At 60.9% G+C, this 18,950-nt stretch carries 19 protein-coding genes; 5 read left to right on the top strand and 14 right to left on the bottom strand.

The window, feature by feature from the left end; genetic code table 11:
• Nucleotides 1–9: 9 nt before the first annotated feature.
• The 3 genes from BUS12_RS04790 to BUS12_RS38015 form a co-directional block, all read right to left on the bottom strand.
• A complete protein-coding gene (locus BUS12_RS04790) occupies nucleotides 10–750 on the bottom strand; it encodes a Type 1 glutamine amidotransferase-like domain-containing protein (RefSeq protein ID WP_074294480.1) in 741 nt (246 codons plus the stop codon).
• A 406-nt stretch (nucleotides 751–1,156) separates the two neighbouring features.
• Entirely contained in the window at nucleotides 1,157–1,615 is a 459-nt protein-coding gene (locus tag BUS12_RS04785; protein ID WP_143788258.1) for a hypothetical protein, read from the bottom strand.
• A 58-nt stretch (nucleotides 1,616–1,673) separates the two neighbouring features.
• A complete protein-coding gene (locus BUS12_RS38015) occupies nucleotides 1,674–1,934 on the bottom strand; it encodes a hypothetical protein (protein WP_143788257.1) in 261 nt (86 codons plus the stop codon).
• 305 nt (nucleotides 1,935–2,239) lie between these two features.
• Here BUS12_RS38015 and BUS12_RS04780 point away from each other — a divergent pair, with 305 nt between their 5' ends.
• The gene (locus BUS12_RS04780) at nucleotides 2,240–2,932 is read left to right on the top strand and encodes a M24 family metallopeptidase (protein ID WP_216352691.1); all 693 of its coding nucleotides are present in this window, start codon (nucleotides 2,240–2,242) and stop codon (nucleotides 2,930–2,932) included.
• A gap of 76 nt (nucleotides 2,933–3,008) precedes the next feature.
• Here the strand turns inward: BUS12_RS04780 and BUS12_RS04775 are convergent, their stop codons facing one another.
• Entirely contained in the window at nucleotides 3,009–3,383 is a 375-nt protein-coding gene (locus BUS12_RS04775; RefSeq protein WP_074294478.1) for a VOC family protein, read from the bottom strand.
• A gap of 75 nt (nucleotides 3,384–3,458) precedes the next feature.
• Nucleotides 3,459–5,072 (bottom strand): tetratricopeptide repeat protein, encoded by a 1,614-nt coding sequence (locus BUS12_RS04770; RefSeq protein ID WP_074294477.1) that lies wholly within the window; start codon nucleotides 5,070–5,072, stop codon nucleotides 3,459–3,461.
• 294 nt (nucleotides 5,073–5,366) lie between these two features.
• On the opposite strand from BUS12_RS04770, the gene BUS12_RS04765 reads away from it, so the two are divergent.
• Nucleotides 5,367–7,733, top strand: a complete 2,367-nt coding sequence (locus BUS12_RS04765; RefSeq protein WP_083640245.1) for an LPS-assembly protein LptD — start codon at nucleotides 5,367–5,369, stop codon at nucleotides 7,731–7,733.
• 64 nt (nucleotides 7,734–7,797) lie between these two features.
• Here the strand turns inward: BUS12_RS04765 and BUS12_RS04760 are convergent, their stop codons facing one another.
• The gene (locus BUS12_RS04760) at nucleotides 7,798–8,172 is read right to left on the bottom strand and encodes a hypothetical protein (protein WP_074294476.1); all 375 of its coding nucleotides are present in this window, start codon (nucleotides 8,170–8,172) and stop codon (nucleotides 7,798–7,800) included.
• A 353-nt stretch (nucleotides 8,173–8,525) separates the two neighbouring features.
• Between BUS12_RS04760 and BUS12_RS04755 the strand changes: the two genes are divergently transcribed.
• The gene (locus tag BUS12_RS04755) at nucleotides 8,526–9,680 is read left to right on the top strand and encodes a porin (RefSeq protein WP_074297096.1); all 1,155 of its coding nucleotides are present in this window, start codon (nucleotides 8,526–8,528) and stop codon (nucleotides 9,678–9,680) included.
• A 97-nt stretch (nucleotides 9,681–9,777) separates the two neighbouring features.
• Here BUS12_RS04755 and BUS12_RS04750 read toward each other — a convergent pair whose 3' ends face one another.
• Nucleotides 9,778–11,109 carry an ATP-binding protein gene (locus BUS12_RS04750; RefSeq protein ID WP_074297094.1) on the bottom strand — a complete coding sequence of 444 codons (1,332 nt, stop codon included), beginning with the start codon at nucleotides 11,107–11,109 and terminating at the stop codon, nucleotides 9,778–9,780.
• A gap of 543 nt (nucleotides 11,110–11,652) precedes the next feature.
• A complete protein-coding gene (locus BUS12_RS04745; RefSeq protein ID WP_074294475.1) occupies nucleotides 11,653–12,582 on the bottom strand; it encodes a LysR family transcriptional regulator in 930 nt (309 codons plus the stop codon).
• A gap of 173 nt (nucleotides 12,583–12,755) precedes the next feature.
• On the opposite strand from BUS12_RS04745, the gene BUS12_RS04740 reads away from it, so the two are divergent.
• Nucleotides 12,756–13,460, top strand: coding sequence for an SDR family NAD(P)-dependent oxidoreductase (locus tag BUS12_RS04740; protein ID WP_074294474.1), 705 nt, complete (start codon nucleotides 12,756–12,758; stop codon nucleotides 13,458–13,460).
• A 27-nt stretch (nucleotides 13,461–13,487) separates the two neighbouring features.
• On the opposite strand, the gene BUS12_RS04735 is transcribed toward BUS12_RS04740, so the two are convergent.
• The 4 genes from BUS12_RS04735 to BUS12_RS04720 all read right to left on the bottom strand — a co-directional run bounded on the left by BUS12_RS04735 (nucleotide 13,488) and on the right by BUS12_RS04720 (nucleotide 16,966).
• Nucleotides 13,488–14,129, bottom strand: a complete 642-nt coding sequence (locus BUS12_RS04735) for an MAPEG family protein (RefSeq protein WP_171991592.1) — start codon at nucleotides 14,127–14,129, stop codon at nucleotides 13,488–13,490.
• A gap of 241 nt (nucleotides 14,130–14,370) precedes the next feature.
• Complete coding sequence (locus tag BUS12_RS04730) at nucleotides 14,371–15,435, bottom strand: hypothetical protein (protein ID WP_074294472.1); 1,065 nt, start codon at nucleotides 15,433–15,435, stop codon at nucleotides 14,371–14,373.
• Between the two features lie 9 nt (nucleotides 15,436–15,444).
• Nucleotides 15,445–15,723 (bottom strand): metal-sensing transcriptional repressor, encoded by a 279-nt coding sequence (locus tag BUS12_RS04725; protein ID WP_074294471.1) that lies wholly within the window; start codon nucleotides 15,721–15,723, stop codon nucleotides 15,445–15,447.
• A 124-nt stretch (nucleotides 15,724–15,847) separates the two neighbouring features.
• Nucleotides 15,848–16,966, bottom strand: a complete 1,119-nt coding sequence (locus tag BUS12_RS04720) for a GGDEF domain-containing protein (protein ID WP_074297092.1) — start codon at nucleotides 16,964–16,966, stop codon at nucleotides 15,848–15,850.
• 347 nt (nucleotides 16,967–17,313) lie between these two features.
• Between BUS12_RS04720 and BUS12_RS04715 the strand changes: the two genes are divergently transcribed.
• Complete coding sequence (locus BUS12_RS04715) at nucleotides 17,314–17,571, top strand: DUF2866 domain-containing protein (protein WP_074294470.1); 258 nt, start codon at nucleotides 17,314–17,316, stop codon at nucleotides 17,569–17,571.
• A gap of 116 nt (nucleotides 17,572–17,687) precedes the next feature.
• Here BUS12_RS04715 and BUS12_RS04710 read toward each other — a convergent pair whose 3' ends face one another.
• Both BUS12_RS04710 and BUS12_RS04705 read right to left on the bottom strand, forming a co-directional pair.
• Complete coding sequence (locus tag BUS12_RS04710) at nucleotides 17,688–18,329, bottom strand: glutathione binding-like protein (RefSeq protein ID WP_253190007.1); 642 nt, start codon at nucleotides 18,327–18,329, stop codon at nucleotides 17,688–17,690.
• Nucleotides 18,326–18,694: a GFA family protein gene (locus BUS12_RS04705; protein WP_074294469.1), complete on the bottom strand. Its 369-nt coding sequence runs from the start codon at nucleotides 18,692–18,694 to the stop codon at nucleotides 18,326–18,328. The genes BUS12_RS04710 and BUS12_RS04705 overlap by 4 nt, the downstream gene beginning before the upstream one ends.
• Nucleotides 18,695–18,950 lie beyond the last annotated feature (256 nt).

Raw genomic sequence — 18,950 nt, 5'->3', positions numbered from 1 at the left:
ACGGCCCCCCTACGCAACGGGCAAAAACAATTTCCACTGACCTTCGGAAACGACCTGGACTGCACCATCGCTCACCGCGATGGCGGTCTGATCATCAATGGCATAGACCGGCAGCGGTATCCTGGCGGCCCATTTTTCAGCATTCTCCAAGGAGGCATCCGGATGAGCCGGATTGTCGAAATGCGGGATCAATGCAAAGTCGACCCAACCTGCTCCGTGAGCGGTGACGAGCAGGCTTGCAACCTCGCCCTCTGCAGTTGCGAACGAAAAGTTCTCAGACATCAGCGCATCGCGATTACCACTGGGCGGCTGGGTGTAGTTTTCCGAAAATGTCGAAGACACCGCCATGCTACCGGCGCTAACGCCCACGTAAACCAGTTCATCTCGCAGTGAAGGCAATAGCTCGGCGAGGCCGGAACGACGCATCCAGTCAGCGAGATAGACAGGGTCACCGCCCCACACCAACAGGGCATCCGTCTCTTCCACCAGGGGGATCCAATCTTTTTTAGAGAGGCTCGGCAATGCGGTGAGTTCCAGAACGCCCAGCGACTTCCAGCCCAGTTCGCACAATGGACTTCGCGCTTTTCCAGCGAACGCCTGCCACGCCATGGCAGCATGGCGCGGATAGGCATACATGGCAGTAGGAATGAAGAGCGCGCTGCACTCGGCGATAGGCTTGCCCAACAGATCCACCAGTGCGGCGTGAATGCTCGCGTTGGTGATGCCGCCGGACGTCAGAAGAAATTTCATTTGGTTTCCATCCTCTCTATGAGCATGTTTAGCAACTCATCAGGTTGACGAATGGCGCCCACCGAATTCGACAATCGTCCGCATTTATTTTTTCAGATGTGCATGGCGGCGGTGACTGAGCAGTATCTCGGCACGGGTCTAGCTTCATGGCCGTGTTGAGCACCTTTCTGGTATCGCGCCATTTTGGTCGTCACGGAGTCCCGAGATGGGCCGCGCGCCCTCGGGAAACGGTTCCCAGACTATCGGCCGAGGGATGCGGCTACGGATTACCTGTCCCCGATCACATGGATCTCGAAGAGTCGCCGTATCACGTCTTTCAAGGCGACTCGCTGATCCGCCCGAACGGAACGGCAGTCGCAGGCGATCAATAGCACGGGTAGTGAGTGCCTTATGGCGTGCACGCGCTTCATTTGGGGCTGGCCGAGTCGCACGCACTCTGCACGACGGCGTCGTATGCACTGCTCGAATGATCGGCGACGCGGTAACTCATCACCTTTTCATTGCGGATGAAAACCTCGGTGAGCAGGTTGCCGACATCGCCGCTGTAACTGTTTTTCGTATTGACTATCAGGCACACGCGATAACCGAACACGGCAGGCGCTCCGGGTGCAGTTCGCGTCCATCCTGTCGACGGTTCATTCAGATATTGCACCACGGCGCTTGAAGGTTCCTTGAACGTCGTCTGCTGATAGGCATCGATCAGAGCCTTGTAGTCCTTAGGGTAGGTGCCGTAGGTCCCGGCCTCCGGCGTGTTCTTGTCAGGCACATCGGCGCAACCGGTGAGCACGCCTGCGATCAATACCGCTGCAATCGCGGCCCCCAGCTTCGTTTTCATCGTTTCACCTACGCGGACGGGCTTTTTCATACGGCGTCTTATCTCTTGTCTGTACTCTTTTGTGGCGACAGCGTAGTCGGACCTGCCCTTACTGCGCTGGGTTAGCTGCTCCGGAATTTCCGCCATCTTGCGGTTGGGGGCGATGATGCATTCCACATTCTATTTCGTGAGGCTGTCCATCCCTAAGCGTCACCGAAACTTTTGTACCCACCGGCTTCCCGTCGCAAGCCGCGGCGATTGCCGGGTTGCCGTGAAACTGACCTCCTCCGCCGTCTCCATTGTTTTGCGATTGAGCATATGCCATTGAACCGGCCAACATCAGCAGCGAAGCAATAAGCGCATTCTTCATGATCAATTCTCCGTAATGTGTTGTAACCGGGTCAAGCGTCTCTCAACTCGGGAATAGCCCGTCGCCGCAGTGCCAGGAACGCATTTCGACGAAGACACTGCGTGGAAACGGCGTTTCCACGCTCGCGTGCAACAACAGGAAACCCCGTGCGACCAAGAGTACGATACGGTGCATTGCATTTCTATGCGCCCTCGTCTTGCAAAATCTTTCGTTCCACAGTGTTTGGACTATCGTCGATTCGACGCCCCCTATCCGCTCGACGTCAATCCATCCCGTCCGCCCAGATTGCAACAACGGAGCCTGTCTTGCCGATCCCATTGAATAAACCGGTTCAAGCCGCGGCCAAAGAGGTATTGCAACGGCTGGTTGAATACATAACACCCGAGTCCACAGAGTCTTCGATCGCATCGACAGCGACCGCGATGCTCGCCGAACGCGGCTATTCGGACACGTGGTATTACGACTGTCCCGCGTTTGTTTTACTGGGTTCTCGCAGCAAGGCTTCGTTGTCGGGGCGAGTGTACGAGCCCAGCAGCGAACCTGTCGGCCTGAAAAATCTTGTGACCGTCGACCTCAGTCCGCGAAGCGGGGATATCTGGGGCGACTGTGCGCGCTCGTTTTACATCGAAGAAGGCGTAGCACGCCTCGCGCCCATCCCTTCGGAGTTCAGATCCGGGTACGAAACCGAAAGCCGTCTACATCAGAGGATGCGTCTGTTTGTCCAGCCGGATACCTCGTTTCACGATCTGTACGAATTCGCCAACGAGCAGATCCGTCTGGAAGGATTCGAGAACCTCGACTTTCTCGGTAACGTGGGCCACAGCATTTGCCGGCACAGAGACGACCGGTTGTATATCGAAGCTGGGAATCGTCGCCGTCTGGGAGAGGCAGGATGTTTCACCTTCGAACCTCATATAGGCGAGCGCGGCGGGCCCTGGGGCTTCAAGCACGAAAACATTTATTACTTTGACGACGCCGGGACTGTGATCGAATTGTAAGAGCCTACAGTCGGCTTATGCCAGGCTGCGATCGGCAGCACGCAGCCTGGCCTGGCGAGTCCGCTTGATGAAAGGATCAGGCCTCGGGTTGATGGCAGACCACTTCGATGTTGTGCCCGTCCGGACCAATGACAAAAGCGGCATAGTAGTTCGCGTGGTAATGCGGGCGCAGACCCGGCGCACCATTGTCTTTGCCGCCCGTTTCCAGCGCTGCGCGATAAAAAGCGTCGACTTGCTGGCGATTCTCGGCAGTGAACGCCAGGTGAAGATGCGCCGGCTTCTCCTCACTCTGATACAGGCACAATGAAGCCTTACCCGGCGGGCTAAGCTCGACACCGTACGTCGGCACCCCCTCCGCGATCACCGCTACGCCGATCGGTTCGAGTGCCTTGACGAAGAACGCTTTGCTCGCTGCATAGTCGCTGACTCCGAATTTGACGTGGTCGAACATGAGGTCTCCTGAAGTGTGCAGGCCTGCGCGAAGCCTAACGTGATTGAGAGATCATCGCGATCTTGCCATACGTCGTCACAAGTCGCCACTGCTGCACGCTTGCCGTACCTGTTCGATCAGCTCGGACCACTTCGCGCCCAAAGGCTGGCGGAACAGACGAATCGTCTCGGGATACCAGGGAGAGTCGGTGCGTCCATGCATCCAGCGCCAGTCGATTTCCTCAGCCGGCAACATCACCCAGCACGGCGTTCCGACCGACGCGGCGAGATGCGCAATCGACGTATCCACGCAGATCACAAGGTCCAGTTGCGCGATGACGGCAGCGCTATCGGCCATGTCCGTCACCTCTGAACCGAGATGCAGCAACGGCTGATCGACGGGCGGCGACTGGGCTTCGTCCTCGCCCTTTTGCAGACTCACGAAGCTGAGTCCAGGCACGCGCCAGAGCGGCGCCAGCATCGTGAGCGATTCGAGCGACCGGTGGGCGTCGTTCTGATGTTGGGCATTGCCCTTCCATACGAGGCCAATCCTGCGTCCCGGAGGAAGAGCGGCAAGACGCGCGCGCCAGACTTCCACGAGCGACGATTCAAGCTTCAGTTGAACCGGCGGCGGAATCGTATCCACCGTCGTGCGCATATAAAGCGGCGCACTCATTGGGCTCATCCAGTAATCGTACTGCGCCGACGCTGCCCATCCGGCCTCATGGGTCAGCAGCACATCCACCCCTTCGACCGTCGCAAACAGCCGGTGCAACGATGGCGCGCAGACAAACGCAATCTGCGCGGCGCCTTGTGCTTTGAGCAGCGGAAGATAGCGGCCAAAATGAATCGCGTCGCCGAGGCCGCCCTCCTGCCAGACCAGTAGCTTTTTCCCCGCCAGCGGTTCGCCCTGCCAACGCGGCCGGCCTATGACTCTCTGCGTCTTGTACTGGAGCGACATGGGGTCCGCGTGACGTGCTTCGTATAGACGCCAGCCTTCGTCAAAGCGTCCCACGCTGAGCAGCAGCATAGCCAGTCCGTATCGCGCGATGTGGTAGTCGCTGTGAATGGCGAGTGCCTGGCGGTAGGCGTCCTCTGCCTCAGGCAGACGTCCCAGTTCCTTCAGCACGTTGCCGAGGTTGCTGTGGCCCATAACGAAGTCGGGACGCAAGGCAATGGCCCGCTGATACGCCTGCGCCGCTTCGTTCCAACGGCCAAGCGGACGCAGCACGGTGGCAAGGTTGTAGTGAAACTCGACGCGCTCGGGACGCGTCAACGCCGCTTGCCGGTAGGCCGTCTCGGCTTCGGACAGGCGCCCGAGATCCTGCAACAGCGAGCCAAGCTCATTGTAAACATCGACAAGATCAGGACGCACGTCGAGCAATTGGCGAAGCAGCGTCACCACGTCGTGCAATCGGTTTTGCCCTTTCAGGAACGTACTGAGGTTCGTATACGCGTCCACGAATGCGGGGTTCGCTTCGATGGACCGGCGCCAATAAGACTCGGCATCGACCAGCCGCCCCAGACCCAGAGAACTGACGGCGGCAACCTGCAATAGCTCGGCTAGCAGTTTTGCATCTAGAGGCAGCTGCGAGTCGATCAGCGGCAACACTTTATTCAGCGCTTCAGTGAATTTCGCGGACGGGTCCGGCGCAACGGCCGGACGGCCGCTGCCAGTGCTGGATAGGTCGCCCGACGGTGATGCACACATAGCGGATGCCTGGTCGCCAAAATGAGAATTGACGCCAGCATAGCAGGAGTGAAAACGCGCGCTTCGGATGCCTCGATAAGAATCCGTAGCGAACCCGTAACACGAGAAACGAGCGCGCAAGTTACTGTGCCTGTCTACGCAACGCAACGCAACGCGTCGCGCACCCATCACGCCCGAAGCCAAGCGCGGACCCGCGAGGGCTCCGCACGTCCGTGATAAATCAATTCTTGTGGGAAGCCAGAGTCATTGTCCGATAGCAGGAAGTGGATCTATCAACTGCGCGTACCACCCGGTATGACGGTGCGGTTGTTACGCAGGTACCTGAAACGCGCGTCTATCGTCTGGAGTCTGCGTGCGCCTCGCCTCGCAGCCATCGCCGCGGCGGTAGCCAGTCTCACCTATTCTCAGGCTCACGCGCAACTCAGCGGCGCGTCCGCGCAACCCCAGTCGCTTGACGGCCCCTGGGGTCTGCGCTTTGCGCCGCAACTCGAGGAGCATCTGCTGCAAGCGGGCGAATCGGCGGTCGAATTCGGTCTGGCCGATATGGCCTACGGCGTAGCGGACACCGGCATCGCGCTTAAGGGCCACGGCGAAATACGGGCGAGCGTCACCGTCGTGAAAGGCGATGCCGTTTACTACGACGAAGATACCGACGTGGCCGATGCCTACGGCCACGTGCACGTCGTGAGGAATGGCGACGTCTTCGTCGGTCCCGAGGCGCACATGCGGATCGATGCGTCGGAAGGCTACATGACGACGCCGAAGTATCGCTTCAACCTGACAGGCGGCTCAGGCAGTGGGCAGCGTATCGATATCGTCGACAACGACCGCTCGGTGGTCCATCAAGGTACGTATACGGCGTGCCAGTGCGCGGACGATCCGGCCTGGTACGTGAAAGCCTCGCGTTTCGATATCGACAATGCAACGAATACCGGTGTAGCGCGCAATGGCGTCATCTTTTTCCAGGGCGTACCCATCTTCGCCAGCCCCTGGATGTCGTTCCCGCTCAACGGCGACCGCCGCAGCGGTCTGCTGCCGCCCACCTTCTCAGTGAGCTCGACGAATGGCGTGGACATCGAGCTTCCGTATTACTTCAATCTGGCACCGAACTATGACCTGACCCTCACGCCGCGCATTCTGTCGAAGCGCGGCGAAATGCTTTCGGAGAACTTTCGCTATCTTTCTCCCAGTTATTCTGGAAGCCTAACCGCTTCTTACCTGCCCGACGATGCGATTACCAAAACCAACCGCTATGCGATCAGCTTCGTCCACAATCAGAATCTCGGTGATGGCTTTGCTGTGTACGCCAACTACAACCGCGTATCGGATTCGAATGTCACAACCGACCTGGCGGAAGGCAGCGCAGTCCCGCTGACGTCAACCACGGAGTTCCAGCAGGAAGCGGGCTTGACCTACAACAATGGGCCCTGGTCGGTGCTGCTGCGGGATCAGCACTGGCAATCGTTCACGACCAGTCCGACTTACAACCGCGAACCGGAAATCGACGTCAAGTACGCGAAATACAATGTCGGTGGTTTTGATTTCGGCGCCGACGCCGATGCGACGCGCTTTACCATCGCCACCGCCGATTCCACCCAGGGCAGCCGCCTGGTGTTCGACCCGTATGTCAGCTACCCGATGGTGCATCCGGACTGGTTCTTTACGCCGAAGCTGCAATGGCACTTTGCCGCGTACGATCTGTCCTCCATCAGCAGCACCGCGCCCGTCGGCCAACCCAAGACTTTCAGTTATAACGTGCCGACGCTGAGTCTCGACTCAGGCATGATCTTCGAGCGAAGCGTCCGCATTTTCGGCACGGACTATATCCAGACGCTGGAACCGCGGCTCTACTACGTCTACACACCGTATCGCAACCAGACGTTCGCACCGATCTTCGATACCGCTCAGGCCGACTTCGGTCTCGCAGAAATCTTCACGGCCAACACGTTTGTGGGCGGCGATCGTGTCGCCGATCTGAATCGCCTGACGAGCGGCCTGACGACGCGCTTCATTGACCCATCTACGGGCGACGAGCGGGCACGCTTCACGATTGCTCAGGAATACTATTTCACCAATCCGGAAGTCACGCTGGTGCCCGACGAACCGGAAACCGACCTGCGCGGCGCCGACGTCACCGTTGGGGCTTCATACAAGATCGGGCGCGGCTTTTCGGCAGAGCAGTCCGCGCAGTACGACGAAGAGTACGACCGTATCGACGATGCCACTGCGGGCTTAACGTGGAAGCCGGCGGACCATGAGGTCGTCAACGTGGGGTATCGCTACATTCGCGACAACACGACGATTGACGATGAGCCCGAAAATCAGGTCATTGTGTCGGCCCAGTGGCCGCTGACTCGCCACCTCTCAAGCGTCGGCCGGATCAACTACGACATGCTGTCGCATCGCTTGATTGCAGGCTTGCTCGGCGTTCAATACGACGCGCAGTGCTGGTCGCTGGGTCTGGCAGTACAGAAGTACACGGAAGAAGACGACACCACAGGTCAGCCCACCAGCGGCACACGGGTGCTGCTGCAACTGCAGCTCAAGGGATTCTCCAAGGTCGACAATGGCTTGCTCGAGCAGTTCAAGGCGAGCGTCCCCGGCTACACGCCATTGCCGTCCTCAACACCGCAGGACTCGCGCTTTAGCAACTACGAGTAGGACGGGGCCGCAGCAGCGCATCCCCGTTGCTTACCTCGTTGCACGCGTCACGCTGAAAGACAGTTCAATTGACCAGGGAACTCATCGCGAACTGCATGGACGGCTGCGCCGTCAACGCCATGTCCAGTCTGGAAAGACTCGGCGGGGGCAGCGAAAACGCGAGCCAGCCATAACCGGCGTGCCGGAGAAGAAGAACGACGCCCTCGAAGATCGGAGTTCTGTCGACATGCCAGCACGGGTCGATTTCCAGTGGGTAACTCGTCGACGCCTCCGGTTGCGGCGGCGGCGCCGGCAGCATGTGGGCGCGGATCTGGCCCAATTGAAGAATGAGCTTATCGATTTCATTGGCATCGAGCAGTGCGGCACTGTTACCAATGACAAAACGGAGCGCGGCGGTTCCGGATTCTTGCAGCGGTTCGACTGACATGCGTTGATACATAGGGATACCTCTCGATACGGAAAGCCAGATGCTGCCTTGAGAACCCAGCATAGTTCAGATCGCCACGAAAGATGTTTCAGGCTGTTTACGCGTTATTAGCATGGCAAGGACACGACGCGATCCGCCCTTAATTACTAACTTCGGAGCACGAAAGGAGGTGTAAGTCCGTTGTGGTGCGAGGCCAACGGTTCGCGCAAAGCGGTGTGAGCTAATGACGACATCCGGCGAACGTTGGCCAGTCAGCCGGATATCAAAGGCAATGTCGCATGCTCGCCCGAAAGGATCCGGATGTTGCAGTCGATCCGATTGCAGCGCGCGTTGCGCTATTCAAGCTTATCCTCGGAGAATCGCAAATGAAAAAGTCCGTTGTGACTCTGGCGCTGCTGGTTGCGGCCGTCAAAGTCGCCTACGCTCAAAACAGCATTACCCTGTACGGGCTCATCGATGAATCGATCCAGTACACCCATAACGCCACGTCGACCGGCAGCAATCAGGTTGGACTCTATTCCGGCAACCTGTCGGGCAGCCGCTGGGGGCTGAAGGGCTCGGAAGATCTGGGCGATGGACTGAAGGCCATTTTCCAGTTGGAAGACGGCTTCAATGTGAACAACGGCAAGATGGGCAGCTATAACGGCACCACCTCGGAGTTTGGCCGCCAAGCCTACGTCGGCCTGCAGAGCGACCGTTACGGCACGTTTACCGCCGGCCGTCAGTACGATCCGCTCGTGGACCTCGTTCAGGGCATGACCGAAGATAACTACTTCGGCAGCACGTTTGCGACCGCGGGCGACGTCGACAACTACGACAACAGCTCGCGTACCAACAATGCGCTGAAGTATGTGTCGCCGGTGTTCGGCGGCCTGCAGGTCGAAGGGCTTTATGCACTGGGCGGGACAGCGGGTTCGACCGGCTCCGGCCAGACGTGGTCGTTAGCCGCGGCGTATAACAACGGCCCGCTCGCGCTCTCCGCCGGTTACTTCGTGGCGGACAACGCGAACTCCACCACCGTGCGGACGGGCTGGTCGTCGACATCGGACGGCACCTTCGACGGACCGGTCAACTCCGGCTACGACACGGCCAAGTCGATCAACATTGCGCGCGTCGCAGCCCAGTACGTTGCAGGCCCATACACGTTCGGTCTGAGCTACAGCAACTCGATGTATAAGGCCGACGCCCAATCGGCGTTCGTGGATACGGAGAAGTACAACACCGGGCAGGCTTTCCTGAACTACCAGGCAACCCCGGCACTGTTGCTGGGTCTCGGCTACAGCTACACGAGAGCGAGCGGCGACACAGGCGCGTCGTATAACCAGATTTCGCTCGGCGCGGATTACAGCCTCTCGAAGCGCACGGACGTGTACCTGGTCGGCGCATGGCAACACGCCAGTGGCGATCAGTTGAACAGCGACGGCACCGTCAGCAGCGCCGAGGCGTCCATCGGTTCGTATGGCGTGGCAGGCACCAGTTCGCAAGACATGGTCAGCATTGGCATCCGTCACAAGTTCTAACGGCACGCGCGGGTAACCACGCTGACAGCCTCGAAGAGCCGGTCACCTGCATCATGCCAGGTGACCGGCTTACCGGGTACCTGAGCAGGTACCTGAGCTACCCCAACGCCTCAGGCACGAGCGGCGCCAGCAGGATGGGCGCAGGAATAGACGCAAGCGGGAAGCTCATCAATATCCGCAGGCCGCGGCCATCGTGATTGCCGAGTTCCCATTCCCCGCCGGCGCGCCGCACCAGCCGTTCGACGATCGTCAACCCCAGCCCGCTATGACCGCTGCCGCCGCGCGCCGGGTCGAGCCGCACGAAGGGTCGGCTCGCGTTGATCAGATCCTGTGCCGCAATCCCGCCGCCGTTGTCCTGCACCGACAAGGTGTAGCCCATCGACGTGCGAGTGGTCGCCACCATGACAGGCGGCGCACCATAGGCATGCGCGTTGTCGAGCAGGTTGGACAGAATGCGGTCGAGCGTAGCGGCCGGCAGCAGGAAGCCCGGGCCCGCCTTCAGATCGGTCAGCACGCGGGCCGCGCCCTCTCCCACGGCCCGGTAGCTGCGCACCACACGCTCGCACTGCGCATCCACCTCGACGGCTTCGCTGCGATCGGCGCCGTCGTGAGCGAACACCAGAAACTGCTCGACGATATGCGTCATCGAATCGACGTCGCGCACCACGCCGTCGCGCACCTTGACCTCGTCCATCATCTCGGCGCGCAGGCGCAGCCGCGCGAGCGGCGTCTTCAGATCATGCGCGACCCCCGCGAGCATCACCGCACGATCGTTCTCCGTGCGCGCCACTTCCTGGACCATCTGGTTGAAGCCATGGGTCAGTTGACGCAATTCGCGCGGACCCCGTTCCGTCACCGGCGGCACCGGCTGGCCGCGGCCAAAGCGGGTCACCGCGCTGGCGAGCGAGCGCAACGGCTGCTGCAATTGCCACGCCGCAAAGAGGCCTGCCATGACGGCGGAAACGAAGATGAGAGTAAGCCATAGCACCGTATTCTCGAGCGGACGAGGCCCCCCCAATGGCTGGAGCGGCACCACGATCCAGTCGCGATCCCCCGATTGATGCACCCACAGCGTAGGTGGCGCCTTGCCCAGCTTGCCGACGCGCACCTCGGTGCCCGGCGGCATCCGCTCGCGCACCGCGTCGAGAAAGCGGCTGAACGGCGTGTCCGTATGCGTCGGCAACGGCGGAACGGTCGCGCTCAACAGTTCGACGACCCGCACCCGCGAGGGCAGCGGCAGGTTAGGCGTGCTGGCGATGTGCTGGCGCACGGCGTCCACGAGGAACACGGCCTCTTCCACGGCATAGCGGGCTTGCATCTGATCGCCTTCGAGGCGAAACAGCGCGTATCCGGCGAAATGCGAGAGCAGCAACACGACGATGACCAGCAACGCCAGCCGCCCAAACAGCGAGTCGAGCGTTCGGTGCAGGCGGTTTGCCATCCGGGACACATAAGGCTCCGTGACCCCGCACGGTTCGAATAAATCGTGGGGTGGGCGGATTGAATTCGTGGTCATGGCATGAAGCGTCGCGGACGGAAAACAAACTTATAGCCCAAGCAATCCTTACAGAGGTTGCGGCGGTTTACGAAGCGTGAACAGGTAAGGCCGCGGAATGCGTCTTGTGCAGAAGCAGCGCCGTCCAGACGCGAGGCGGCACGTAAACCGACGTAACCGGTACGTAACGAAAGGGGCCGTTGCGCCCGCTACAGTCAAATGCAACGGTGACTTCGTCATCGCTCTGGAGCGGACATCATGAAGCAGTACTTTTCGACAGCCGTAGTGGTTGCATTGCTGCGTACGAGTTCCACCCTGCTCTTCGCCAAGGACCTGTCTTCGGCATCGGTGCGCGGCTCGAACGGATATGCAGTCCGTCAGCCATACGGGGTGAAAGTGGCATTCGTGGTTTGGAGCCGTGTCGCAGGCGCCGGCGCGCCCACCCGTGACAACGGCCGTGCAGCGAACGCTACCGCTTCACAAGGGCAGCCGTTCCCGACACACCGTGAGCGTCAGTTGCCGGAGCCAGCGGTGAACCGGATCGACCTCTAAACGGGGATGCCACATCTGCGATACCGTAATCTCCCCGGTCTTCACGGGAAGCTCGAAGGCATGAGCGGTAGCGGATGCGGACCATGCCTGCGATTCAGCCTGTTTGCCCAGAAGGGACGCAGGCACGAGGGCGATCAGGTCGGAGGCGCGTGCCACCGCGAGCGCGGCGGGGAAACTCGGAACCACGGCGACGACCGTTCGTTGCAGCCCTAACGCGGCCAGCGCTTCATCAACCGGTCCGCTTGTGCGGCCGCGTCGCGACGCGACGACATGGCCGAAGGCGGTGTAGCGCTCGGCTGTCACCTCACGCTCCATGGCAAGCGGATGACCCTGTCTGACCACACCCACAAAGCGATCCCGGAACAAGGCCTGCACGCGGACTTCCGGGCCCATTTCGCCCAGCACGCCGATTTCAAGGTCAGCAGAGCCGTCCCGCAAGTGCGCCGCCGTCTTCTCAAGCTTGGGTGCGAAGCGCAAACACACCTGCGGTGCAGTTGCGGTTACCGCGGCGATCAGTGCAGCGCCGAGGGCCTCCACGAAACCGTCGTTGGCGCGAATCGTAAAGATGCGCTGCAGCGTTGAAAAATCCGCTTCCGTCGTTGACGGACGCAGTACGGCACGTGCCTCATGAACCGCACTCTGCGTGCGTTGACGCAGCGCCTCCGCATGAGGCGTCAATACCATACGGCGCCCCGCCCGAACCAATAGCGGGTCGCCGGTCGCCTCGCGAAGCCGGGTCAAGGTTCGGCTCATCGCCGAGGCGCTCAATCCCAGTCGACGCGCAGCGCCGGCCACGCTGCCGTCTGCAAGCAATGCGTCGAGCGCAACGAGTAGATTCAGATCGGCTTCTGGCATGTCCGATCCTAGCATGGCCCGTCCAGACATGGCGTTCGATGCAGGTTATAAGTGCAACTGCTGCGTCTTCCGCCATGCCGCTCACGTCGATATATTCCCTGTACCGACTCATCAACCCGCGCGTGGCGCCTCAACGTCGCGCTCCGGCGGGTCTCGCTCACAGGGAGTTATCCATGCAAGACCATTCTCCGCAGAAAACCGTCCTTCTCATCGGCGCATCGCGTGGCCTCGGATTCGCCATGATCGAGGAATACCTCAAGCGCGGCTGGCGCGTGATTGCCACCGGGCGAGAAAGCTCAACAGAAAAGCTGCGCCAACTCTCGGCAAGCGCCGAGGGTGCGCTGGAAGTCGAAGCCGTCGACATCACGCTCGCCGGCCAGATCGCCGCATTGCTCAGTCGTCTTAAAGATCGGCAACTGGATGTGCTGTTCGTGAATGCCGGCGTCAAGAACGACGATGGGGAAACGATCGCCGATGTCTCGACCGAGGAATTCGTGCGCGTCATGGTGACGAACGCGTTGAGTCCGATGAGGATAGTCGAGGCGTTTCAGCACCTCGTGCGGCCGACCGGAACCATCGGCGTCATGTCGTCCGGACAGGGCAGCCTCACCAACAACACGAACGGCAACTACGAGGTCTACCGGGCCAGCAAGGCGGCGCTCAACATGCTCATGCGCAGCTTTGCGGCGCGCCATCAAGACGACCCGAAAACCTTGCTCCTGATGGCGCCTGGCTGGGTCAGAACGGACATGGGCGGTCCTGGGGCGCGTCTGAGTATCGAGGAAAGCATCCCGAACCTGCTGAGCACGATCGAGGCTTACGAAGGGCGCTGCGGATTGCATTATCTGGACTACCTGGGAAGAGTCGTTCCCTGGTGAGCGGCCACGCAAGCCGGCCTTATCGAATCAATCCTTTTTCACTGGGCGCGTTCCCCAAAACAACACCGCTTCGATCGCGAAGAAAACGGCAAGCGGCACAATCGCTCCCACCGTCCCCGCAATCTCGCCTCCGAACCGGCTCGTCACATACAGCAGCACGAACATGCTGACCGCCATGCCTGGCGCTCCGAGTCCACGCATTGCCGCGCTGCGTTGATAGCCGAGCCAGAACGCGGCCCGGGCGACGATCCAGAGCACGGTCGTCGCTACGACCGCACGCATGGCCGAGCCGTCGGGGGAATAGGCGGCAAGGCCGAACAGCGCCGCCGCAAACACGATGATCTGCTCGACCGTGTTCTGCAGGTACCTTTGATTGACGCGCAACCGGCGTGTCTCGAAGCCCACCAGCGGATCGAATGCGGGCGAGGTCAAGCGCTCATGCGCCACGGCTTCGACGCCCGTCACCAGGCAGAACAGCACAGCAACGCAGCAGCATTTCAGCGTCAGCAGCATGCGGGCGCCGAGGCTGTCCATGCCCGGCAGCGGCGACATCGAATAGTCGATGCCCAACCACAGCGCCGCTGCAAACAGCGAAGCAGCCGCGATGCCGGCTATGCCGGTAGTGCGCTGCCGGCGAAAGTCGGACGTGTCGTGAGCCGGATCCGTCATGGATTTCCCCCTGGCGTTTCGTACGATGGCATCGGCCGCGGTCTGCGCGTCTGCCGCATGCGACGTAGTGTATTGCATCGCCCACCGCCAAACACGCCCAGCAAAACATCGGACTCAAGTTAAGGTCCCCGCGCGCCGATAAGCAGGTCACCCCCTCTCTCATTCGAATCGATGCGTAGCGGTTTAACGGAGGCGCGGCGTGTGACGCGCCGCGCTTTTGGCATCCCGGCCGTTGCCGGGATCACAAAACGGGAAACACCCAGAACGTCAATCCGACCAGCGCAATGAACGCGCCGCTGAGCACCTCGCCGTAACGTTCGAGCGCACCGAACTTCACGCGCTGCAGACTGGCTGTCGAATACACGCAGAGCAGCACGTAGGTCAGGATCGTGCTCGCCGCAAAGACGATTGCCATGATCAGGATAAGGCTCAGCCCGTACTTGCCGGCCGCGAAGAAGGCCGGGATGCCTTCGACCATCGGCGACGAGCCGAGAATCAACAGCAAGGCGGTCCGCGACGAGGTTTTTCTAGCGGCCCCGTGTGCGTGGTGGTCGTGGTCGTCGTGTTGGTGATGATGCTCATGCTCGGCAAAAGCGGTTTGATACGCATGGGCGTGGCCTTCGTGGCTGACCGTGAGATTGACGTCGAAGCCATGGGGTTCGGGGATCTCCTCCACCGATTCCCAATACGCGCCGCGTCGCTCGAACGCAAAGGTCTGGCGGCCACCGTCTTCCCGGCGGGTTTCGACCGTCAATGTCTCCACCGTCTGCGGCCGGGTTGCAGTCAAGCGGAAGCGCGGGGCTTGCCCGAACTCGTAGATGGACAGCTCGAGCACGCCATGTTCCCCGTACATCCGCTGCAATTCGGAGCCGTGAATCGAATCGGCAGCGCCCTTGCCTCCCGCCAGATGCGAGAAGTCGTGACTATGTCCGTGCGGACCGTGGCTATGCCCATGTCCATCGCCCGAGCGCAGTTCGCGCCACGAAGAAATGCCGATCCACAGCCCGAACGCGACTAGCGCGATGCTCGAAATCGTATCGATCCAGTGACCGAACTTCGCTGCGACGGCTACACCCGCCAGCCATACGATGGCCGCAAGGATCAGCGTGGTGACGACGTGCCCGGTCCCGGCCTGAAGCGCGGCGCGTGCGGTTTGCCCTCGGGTCCAGCCGCGCTGGCGCGCAATCAGCGTGATGGGAACCCAGTGGTCCGGGACGATGGTATGCAGGATGCCGACAACGAGGACAGCACCGACCAGCAGCACCGCTGAACTGGTGTCCAGGTGCTGGAAAGAAAGGAGACTCATGAGACGGTCCTAAAGGTACTTGCTGATTTCCTTGAATTCGGCGAGCGCTGCTTTGGCTGACTCGACGTCCGAACTCGACTGCGCGTCAAGGCAGTGATCCACGTGGTCGTGGATAAGCGCCTTCTTCGCGTTGGTGATGGCCTTCTCGATGGCGTGAAGCTGCTGCGCGACTTCGACGCAATTTCGACCGGCCTCGATCATCGCGATCGTGCTGCGCAAATGGCCCTCGGCACGCTTCAGGCGAAGCACGATGTCGGGATGCGATTGGTGGAGTGTGTTTTTGTCCATGAGACGCATCCTATCCAGGGGGATAGGTTGTGTCAACATGTCATGATTGGGCTAGCGGTTGATACCCCCTGGGGGGATACCAGGGGCCACAGTCTTCAGAGCGCCTGCAGGACGCCCGTGCGCATCATGCCTTATCGCCGCCTTCGCGCACATCGTCGCCGAGCACTTCAACCCGGTTACGGCCCTTGTTCTTCGCCTGATACATCGCGCGATCCGCGGCTTCGATCAGCGACTGGCCCTGCGCGGCCGCATCATGCCCACCGCCCACAATCGTGCGTGCCGCCACGCCGATCGAGACCGTCAACGCAATCCGCTCGCCGTTGTCGTCCTGCAGATCGAGCCGTTCGACTGCATGGCGCACGCGCTCGGCGGCAATCAGCGCGTCGGAGCGGTCCCCTTGTAGCAGCGCGGCAAATTCCTCGCCGCCGTAGCGCGCGAGCGTGTCGCCGAGCCGCACCTGCTGGCGCACACAGGCGGCCACCGCTGCGAGCGCGCGGTCGCCGGTTAAATGGCCGTAGGTATCGTTGATCCGCTTGAAACAATCGACATCGATAAAGAGGCACGCCACCGGCACCGAATAACGCGCTGCCCGCTGGATTTCCTCGCGCAGCCGTTCATCGAAATAGCGGCGATTGGAAAGTCCGGTGAGCGAATCGGTCATGCCGAGTTGCTTCAGCCGCTCGCGGTGAGCGACATTGTCGAGACTGGCCGTGACGATGCTGGCGAAGCGTTCGAGAATATCGGTCGCCATACCGACGCCGAAGCGCGCCGAATCCTGGCTGCCGAGACAAAGATAGCCGGAGACCTTCCTGCCCGCCGCCAGCGGCAACACGATCGCACTGGCCGGCATGGCGGCATCGTCGAAAAACGTCGCACACGAGACCGCGTCCATCTCGCCGACGCGCCCAAGCCAGGGCCGACCCGTCTCGCATAGGCGTGAAGCCGCCAGCCCACCCTCGCGGCTGGTTTTCAGGCGATGCTGGTCGAGCGCGCGCAGGGCGGCCGGTTCGAGCAGATCGCGCAACATCGGCGCGCGGTCGTCGAGCCAGACGCTCACGCTCGCAAGCGCGAATTCCTGCGGCAAGTGGACAAACAGCGTATCGAGAAACGAAGCGAAATCCTGCGCACCGATCAGGCGTAACTCCACATCCTGGAAGCGGCGCAACGTGCGCTCGTTGTGCTGCACGGTATCGACAAGCGCGCGCAGGCGGTCGGAGAGTGGCGTTTGGGCGAGATTGGTCACGATATAGAGAAGGCAGCCCGAGGGCGAGGCGGGATCGGCAACCCCAACGGCTCTAATAACGGCCATTTTTACGCGGTCTTGAGGGTCACACCGCGTAGGAGCACCAAACGGCAGAAACGGAAACAATCGGATACAAATGGGCGCAAACGGATACAAGCGCGCGAGCGACAAAGCGCAAATCGCAGCTCTTTGTGCGTGGTCTTAAGTCTGGCTTAATTTTCCCCTGCAACTATGACACTCAACATCCCCTGTTGAGCCGCCTGAGTATCGGCGGCGTTTTTTTATCCTGGGGATGCTGCCGGCGCATCGCGAGATGCAGCGCATTCCTGCGAGGGAAACAACACACCATGGTTGAAGATACGGTATTCGAACATCTGCGGGCCATGCCCGGCCACGATTGGGTGCGCCAGATTCAATCCTGCACAGTCTCGGACCCCTTGCAGCCGCCATGGGGACGCTCTTACCGGCTGGTCGAATGGACCATGAAGCACACGCCCGACTCATGCCGCCGCGTGGTGCCCGCCGAAAGCACGCCGCTCGAAATCGCTCAGGCGGTGGTGTCGCATATTCCGGGACGCCGCTTCTGCCAGCAATCCGACAGTTGACGATTACCGCTTTGGCATAGCGGCGGCGTGGAATCGACCACGCCACCGCCAGGCAGTCCTCATCTCAGTCCAGGGCGCGTGCAAACAGTGCACCACCCGCACAGCCAGCACGAGCGCTAGCGCGCCGCCTGCCGCGTCACCTCCTGCTGATGAATCGCCATCTCCTCGGACAACGCCTCCGCGACGCTGGCGCGCACCAGTAGCCGTTTGTAGTGAGCGCCAACTGCCGGCCATGCCGCCAGATCCACACCGGTGTAGGGCGACCAGTTAAGCACGGCGAACAGATAGGCATCGGCTACGCTAAAACCATCGAGCAAATAGTCGGTCTCAGCAAGCTGCTTCTGCAGTATCTCCATCCGCAGCGCAACCTTCTCGCGTGCATAGCGTTTGACCTCGTCCGGTGCGTGAGAATCGAGCAGCGGAATGAACACCGCCTTGTGCAATTCCGTGCCGATAAAACCCAGCCATTGCTGCAATCTGGCGCGCTGCAAGGTGCCGGCGGCCGGCGCCAGTTGCGCGGCCGGGAAGCGATCCGCCACGTAGGGCAGAATCGCCGCGTTCTCGCTCAGCAGCCAGCCCTCCTCGGTACGCAGCACCGGCACCTGCCCAAGCGGGCTGACCGGATAGAAATCGGAGCCGTCGCGCAAGCGCTTCGTGCGGGTGTCGACCTGGATATATGTCACATGCGCGCCCGCTTCGTACAAGGCAATACGGGTGGCAAGCGAACACGCCAAGGGCGCAAAGTAGAGGCTCATCATCGCGCAGCCTCCAGTCGCGCGTGCGCACGAAGTCCCTGCGTCAGAACGGGATTGGCATTGTCGAAGCACCCCGCGGCAATCGATACGTACTCGACGCCCGTTGCATCCACCACGCCGCGTCCGAAGCTGGCAGCCCCGCAGTTGCGGCAGAACAGGTGGTGGCCGTTGCCGGCGCCGAACTGATAGTCGCCCAGTTCGGATTCGCCGGCCAGCAGGCGAAAATCCTCCGGCTTCACCAGCGTCTCCCAGGCGCGCTGCCTCGCGCAGATCCAGCAATTGCACCGTCGACGTCCAACATTCACGTCGATATCCGCTTCGAAACGTACTTTGCCGCAATAGCAACTGCCCTGATAAGTCTTCTTCATGGCTGAATCTCCGCAACCCTTGATGGGAAAGGCTCGAATGTGAGCTTGAGGATGATTCTAGGGAGGGGCTACTGCCAGCGTGCTGTCAGTATGACTGGCCTGATTGCCGATGCGCTTCGCGGTGCGGTCGCGGCGTGTCTTGTCAGTCCCGAGCCTGAATTCGCGCTTCGGGCGAATGCCTCCGCCAGGCGACACACTCCGCATCCGATTGCGCGACCCCGGCGCGTATGCTCCAATGGTCCAATCGAAGCCTCAC

Source organism: Paraburkholderia phenazinium (assembly GCF_900142845.1).
Taxonomy (GTDB): domain Bacteria; phylum Pseudomonadota; class Gammaproteobacteria; order Burkholderiales; family Burkholderiaceae; genus Paraburkholderia; species Paraburkholderia phenazinium_A.
The sequence above is the reverse complement of the archived record's forward strand: the minus strand, read 5'-3'. Positions and strand labels throughout refer to the sequence as shown.

Coding starts and splice junctions, on each gene's coding strand:
- BUS12_RS04790 (WP_074294480.1), bottom strand. CDS start 750: ATGAAATTTCTTCTGACGTCCGGCGGCATCACCAACGCGAGCATTCAC.
- BUS12_RS04785 (WP_143788258.1), bottom strand. CDS start 1,615: ATGAAAAAGCCCGTCCGCGTAGGTGAAACGATGAAAACGAAGCTGGGG.
- BUS12_RS38015 (WP_143788257.1), bottom strand. CDS start 1,934: ATGAAGAATGCGCTTATTGCTTCGCTGCTGATGTTGGCCGGTTCAATG.
- BUS12_RS04775 (WP_074294478.1), bottom strand. CDS start 3,383: ATGTTCGACCACGTCAAATTCGGAGTCAGCGACTATGCAGCGAGCAAA.
- BUS12_RS04770 (WP_074294477.1), bottom strand. CDS start 5,072: ATGTGTGCATCACCGTCGGGCGACCTATCCAGCACTGGCAGCGGCCGT.
- BUS12_RS04765 (WP_083640245.1), top strand. CDS start 5,367: ATGACGGTGCGGTTGTTACGCAGGTACCTGAAACGCGCGTCTATCGTC.
- BUS12_RS04760 (WP_074294476.1), bottom strand. CDS start 8,172: ATGTATCAACGCATGTCAGTCGAACCGCTGCAAGAATCCGGAACCGCC.
- BUS12_RS04755 (WP_074297096.1), top strand. CDS start 8,526: ATGAAAAAGTCCGTTGTGACTCTGGCGCTGCTGGTTGCGGCCGTCAAA.
- BUS12_RS04745 (WP_074294475.1), bottom strand. CDS start 12,582: ATGCCAGAAGCCGATCTGAATCTACTCGTTGCGCTCGACGCATTGCTT.
- BUS12_RS04740 (WP_074294474.1), top strand. CDS start 12,756: ATGCAAGACCATTCTCCGCAGAAAACCGTCCTTCTCATCGGCGCATCG.
- BUS12_RS04735 (WP_171991592.1), bottom strand. CDS start 14,129: ATGACGGATCCGGCTCACGACACGTCCGACTTTCGCCGGCAGCGCACT.
- BUS12_RS04730 (WP_074294472.1), bottom strand. CDS start 15,435: ATGAGTCTCCTTTCTTTCCAGCACCTGGACACCAGTTCAGCGGTGCTG.
- BUS12_RS04725 (WP_074294471.1), bottom strand. CDS start 15,723: ATGGACAAAAACACACTCCACCAATCGCATCCCGACATCGTGCTTCGC.
- BUS12_RS04715 (WP_074294470.1), top strand. CDS start 17,314: ATGGTTGAAGATACGGTATTCGAACATCTGCGGGCCATGCCCGGCCAC.
- BUS12_RS04710 (WP_253190007.1), bottom strand. CDS start 18,329: ATGATGAGCCTCTACTTTGCGCCCTTGGCGTGTTCGCTTGCCACCCGT.
- BUS12_RS04705 (WP_074294469.1), bottom strand. CDS start 18,694: ATGAAGAAGACTTATCAGGGCAGTTGCTATTGCGGCAAAGTACGTTTC.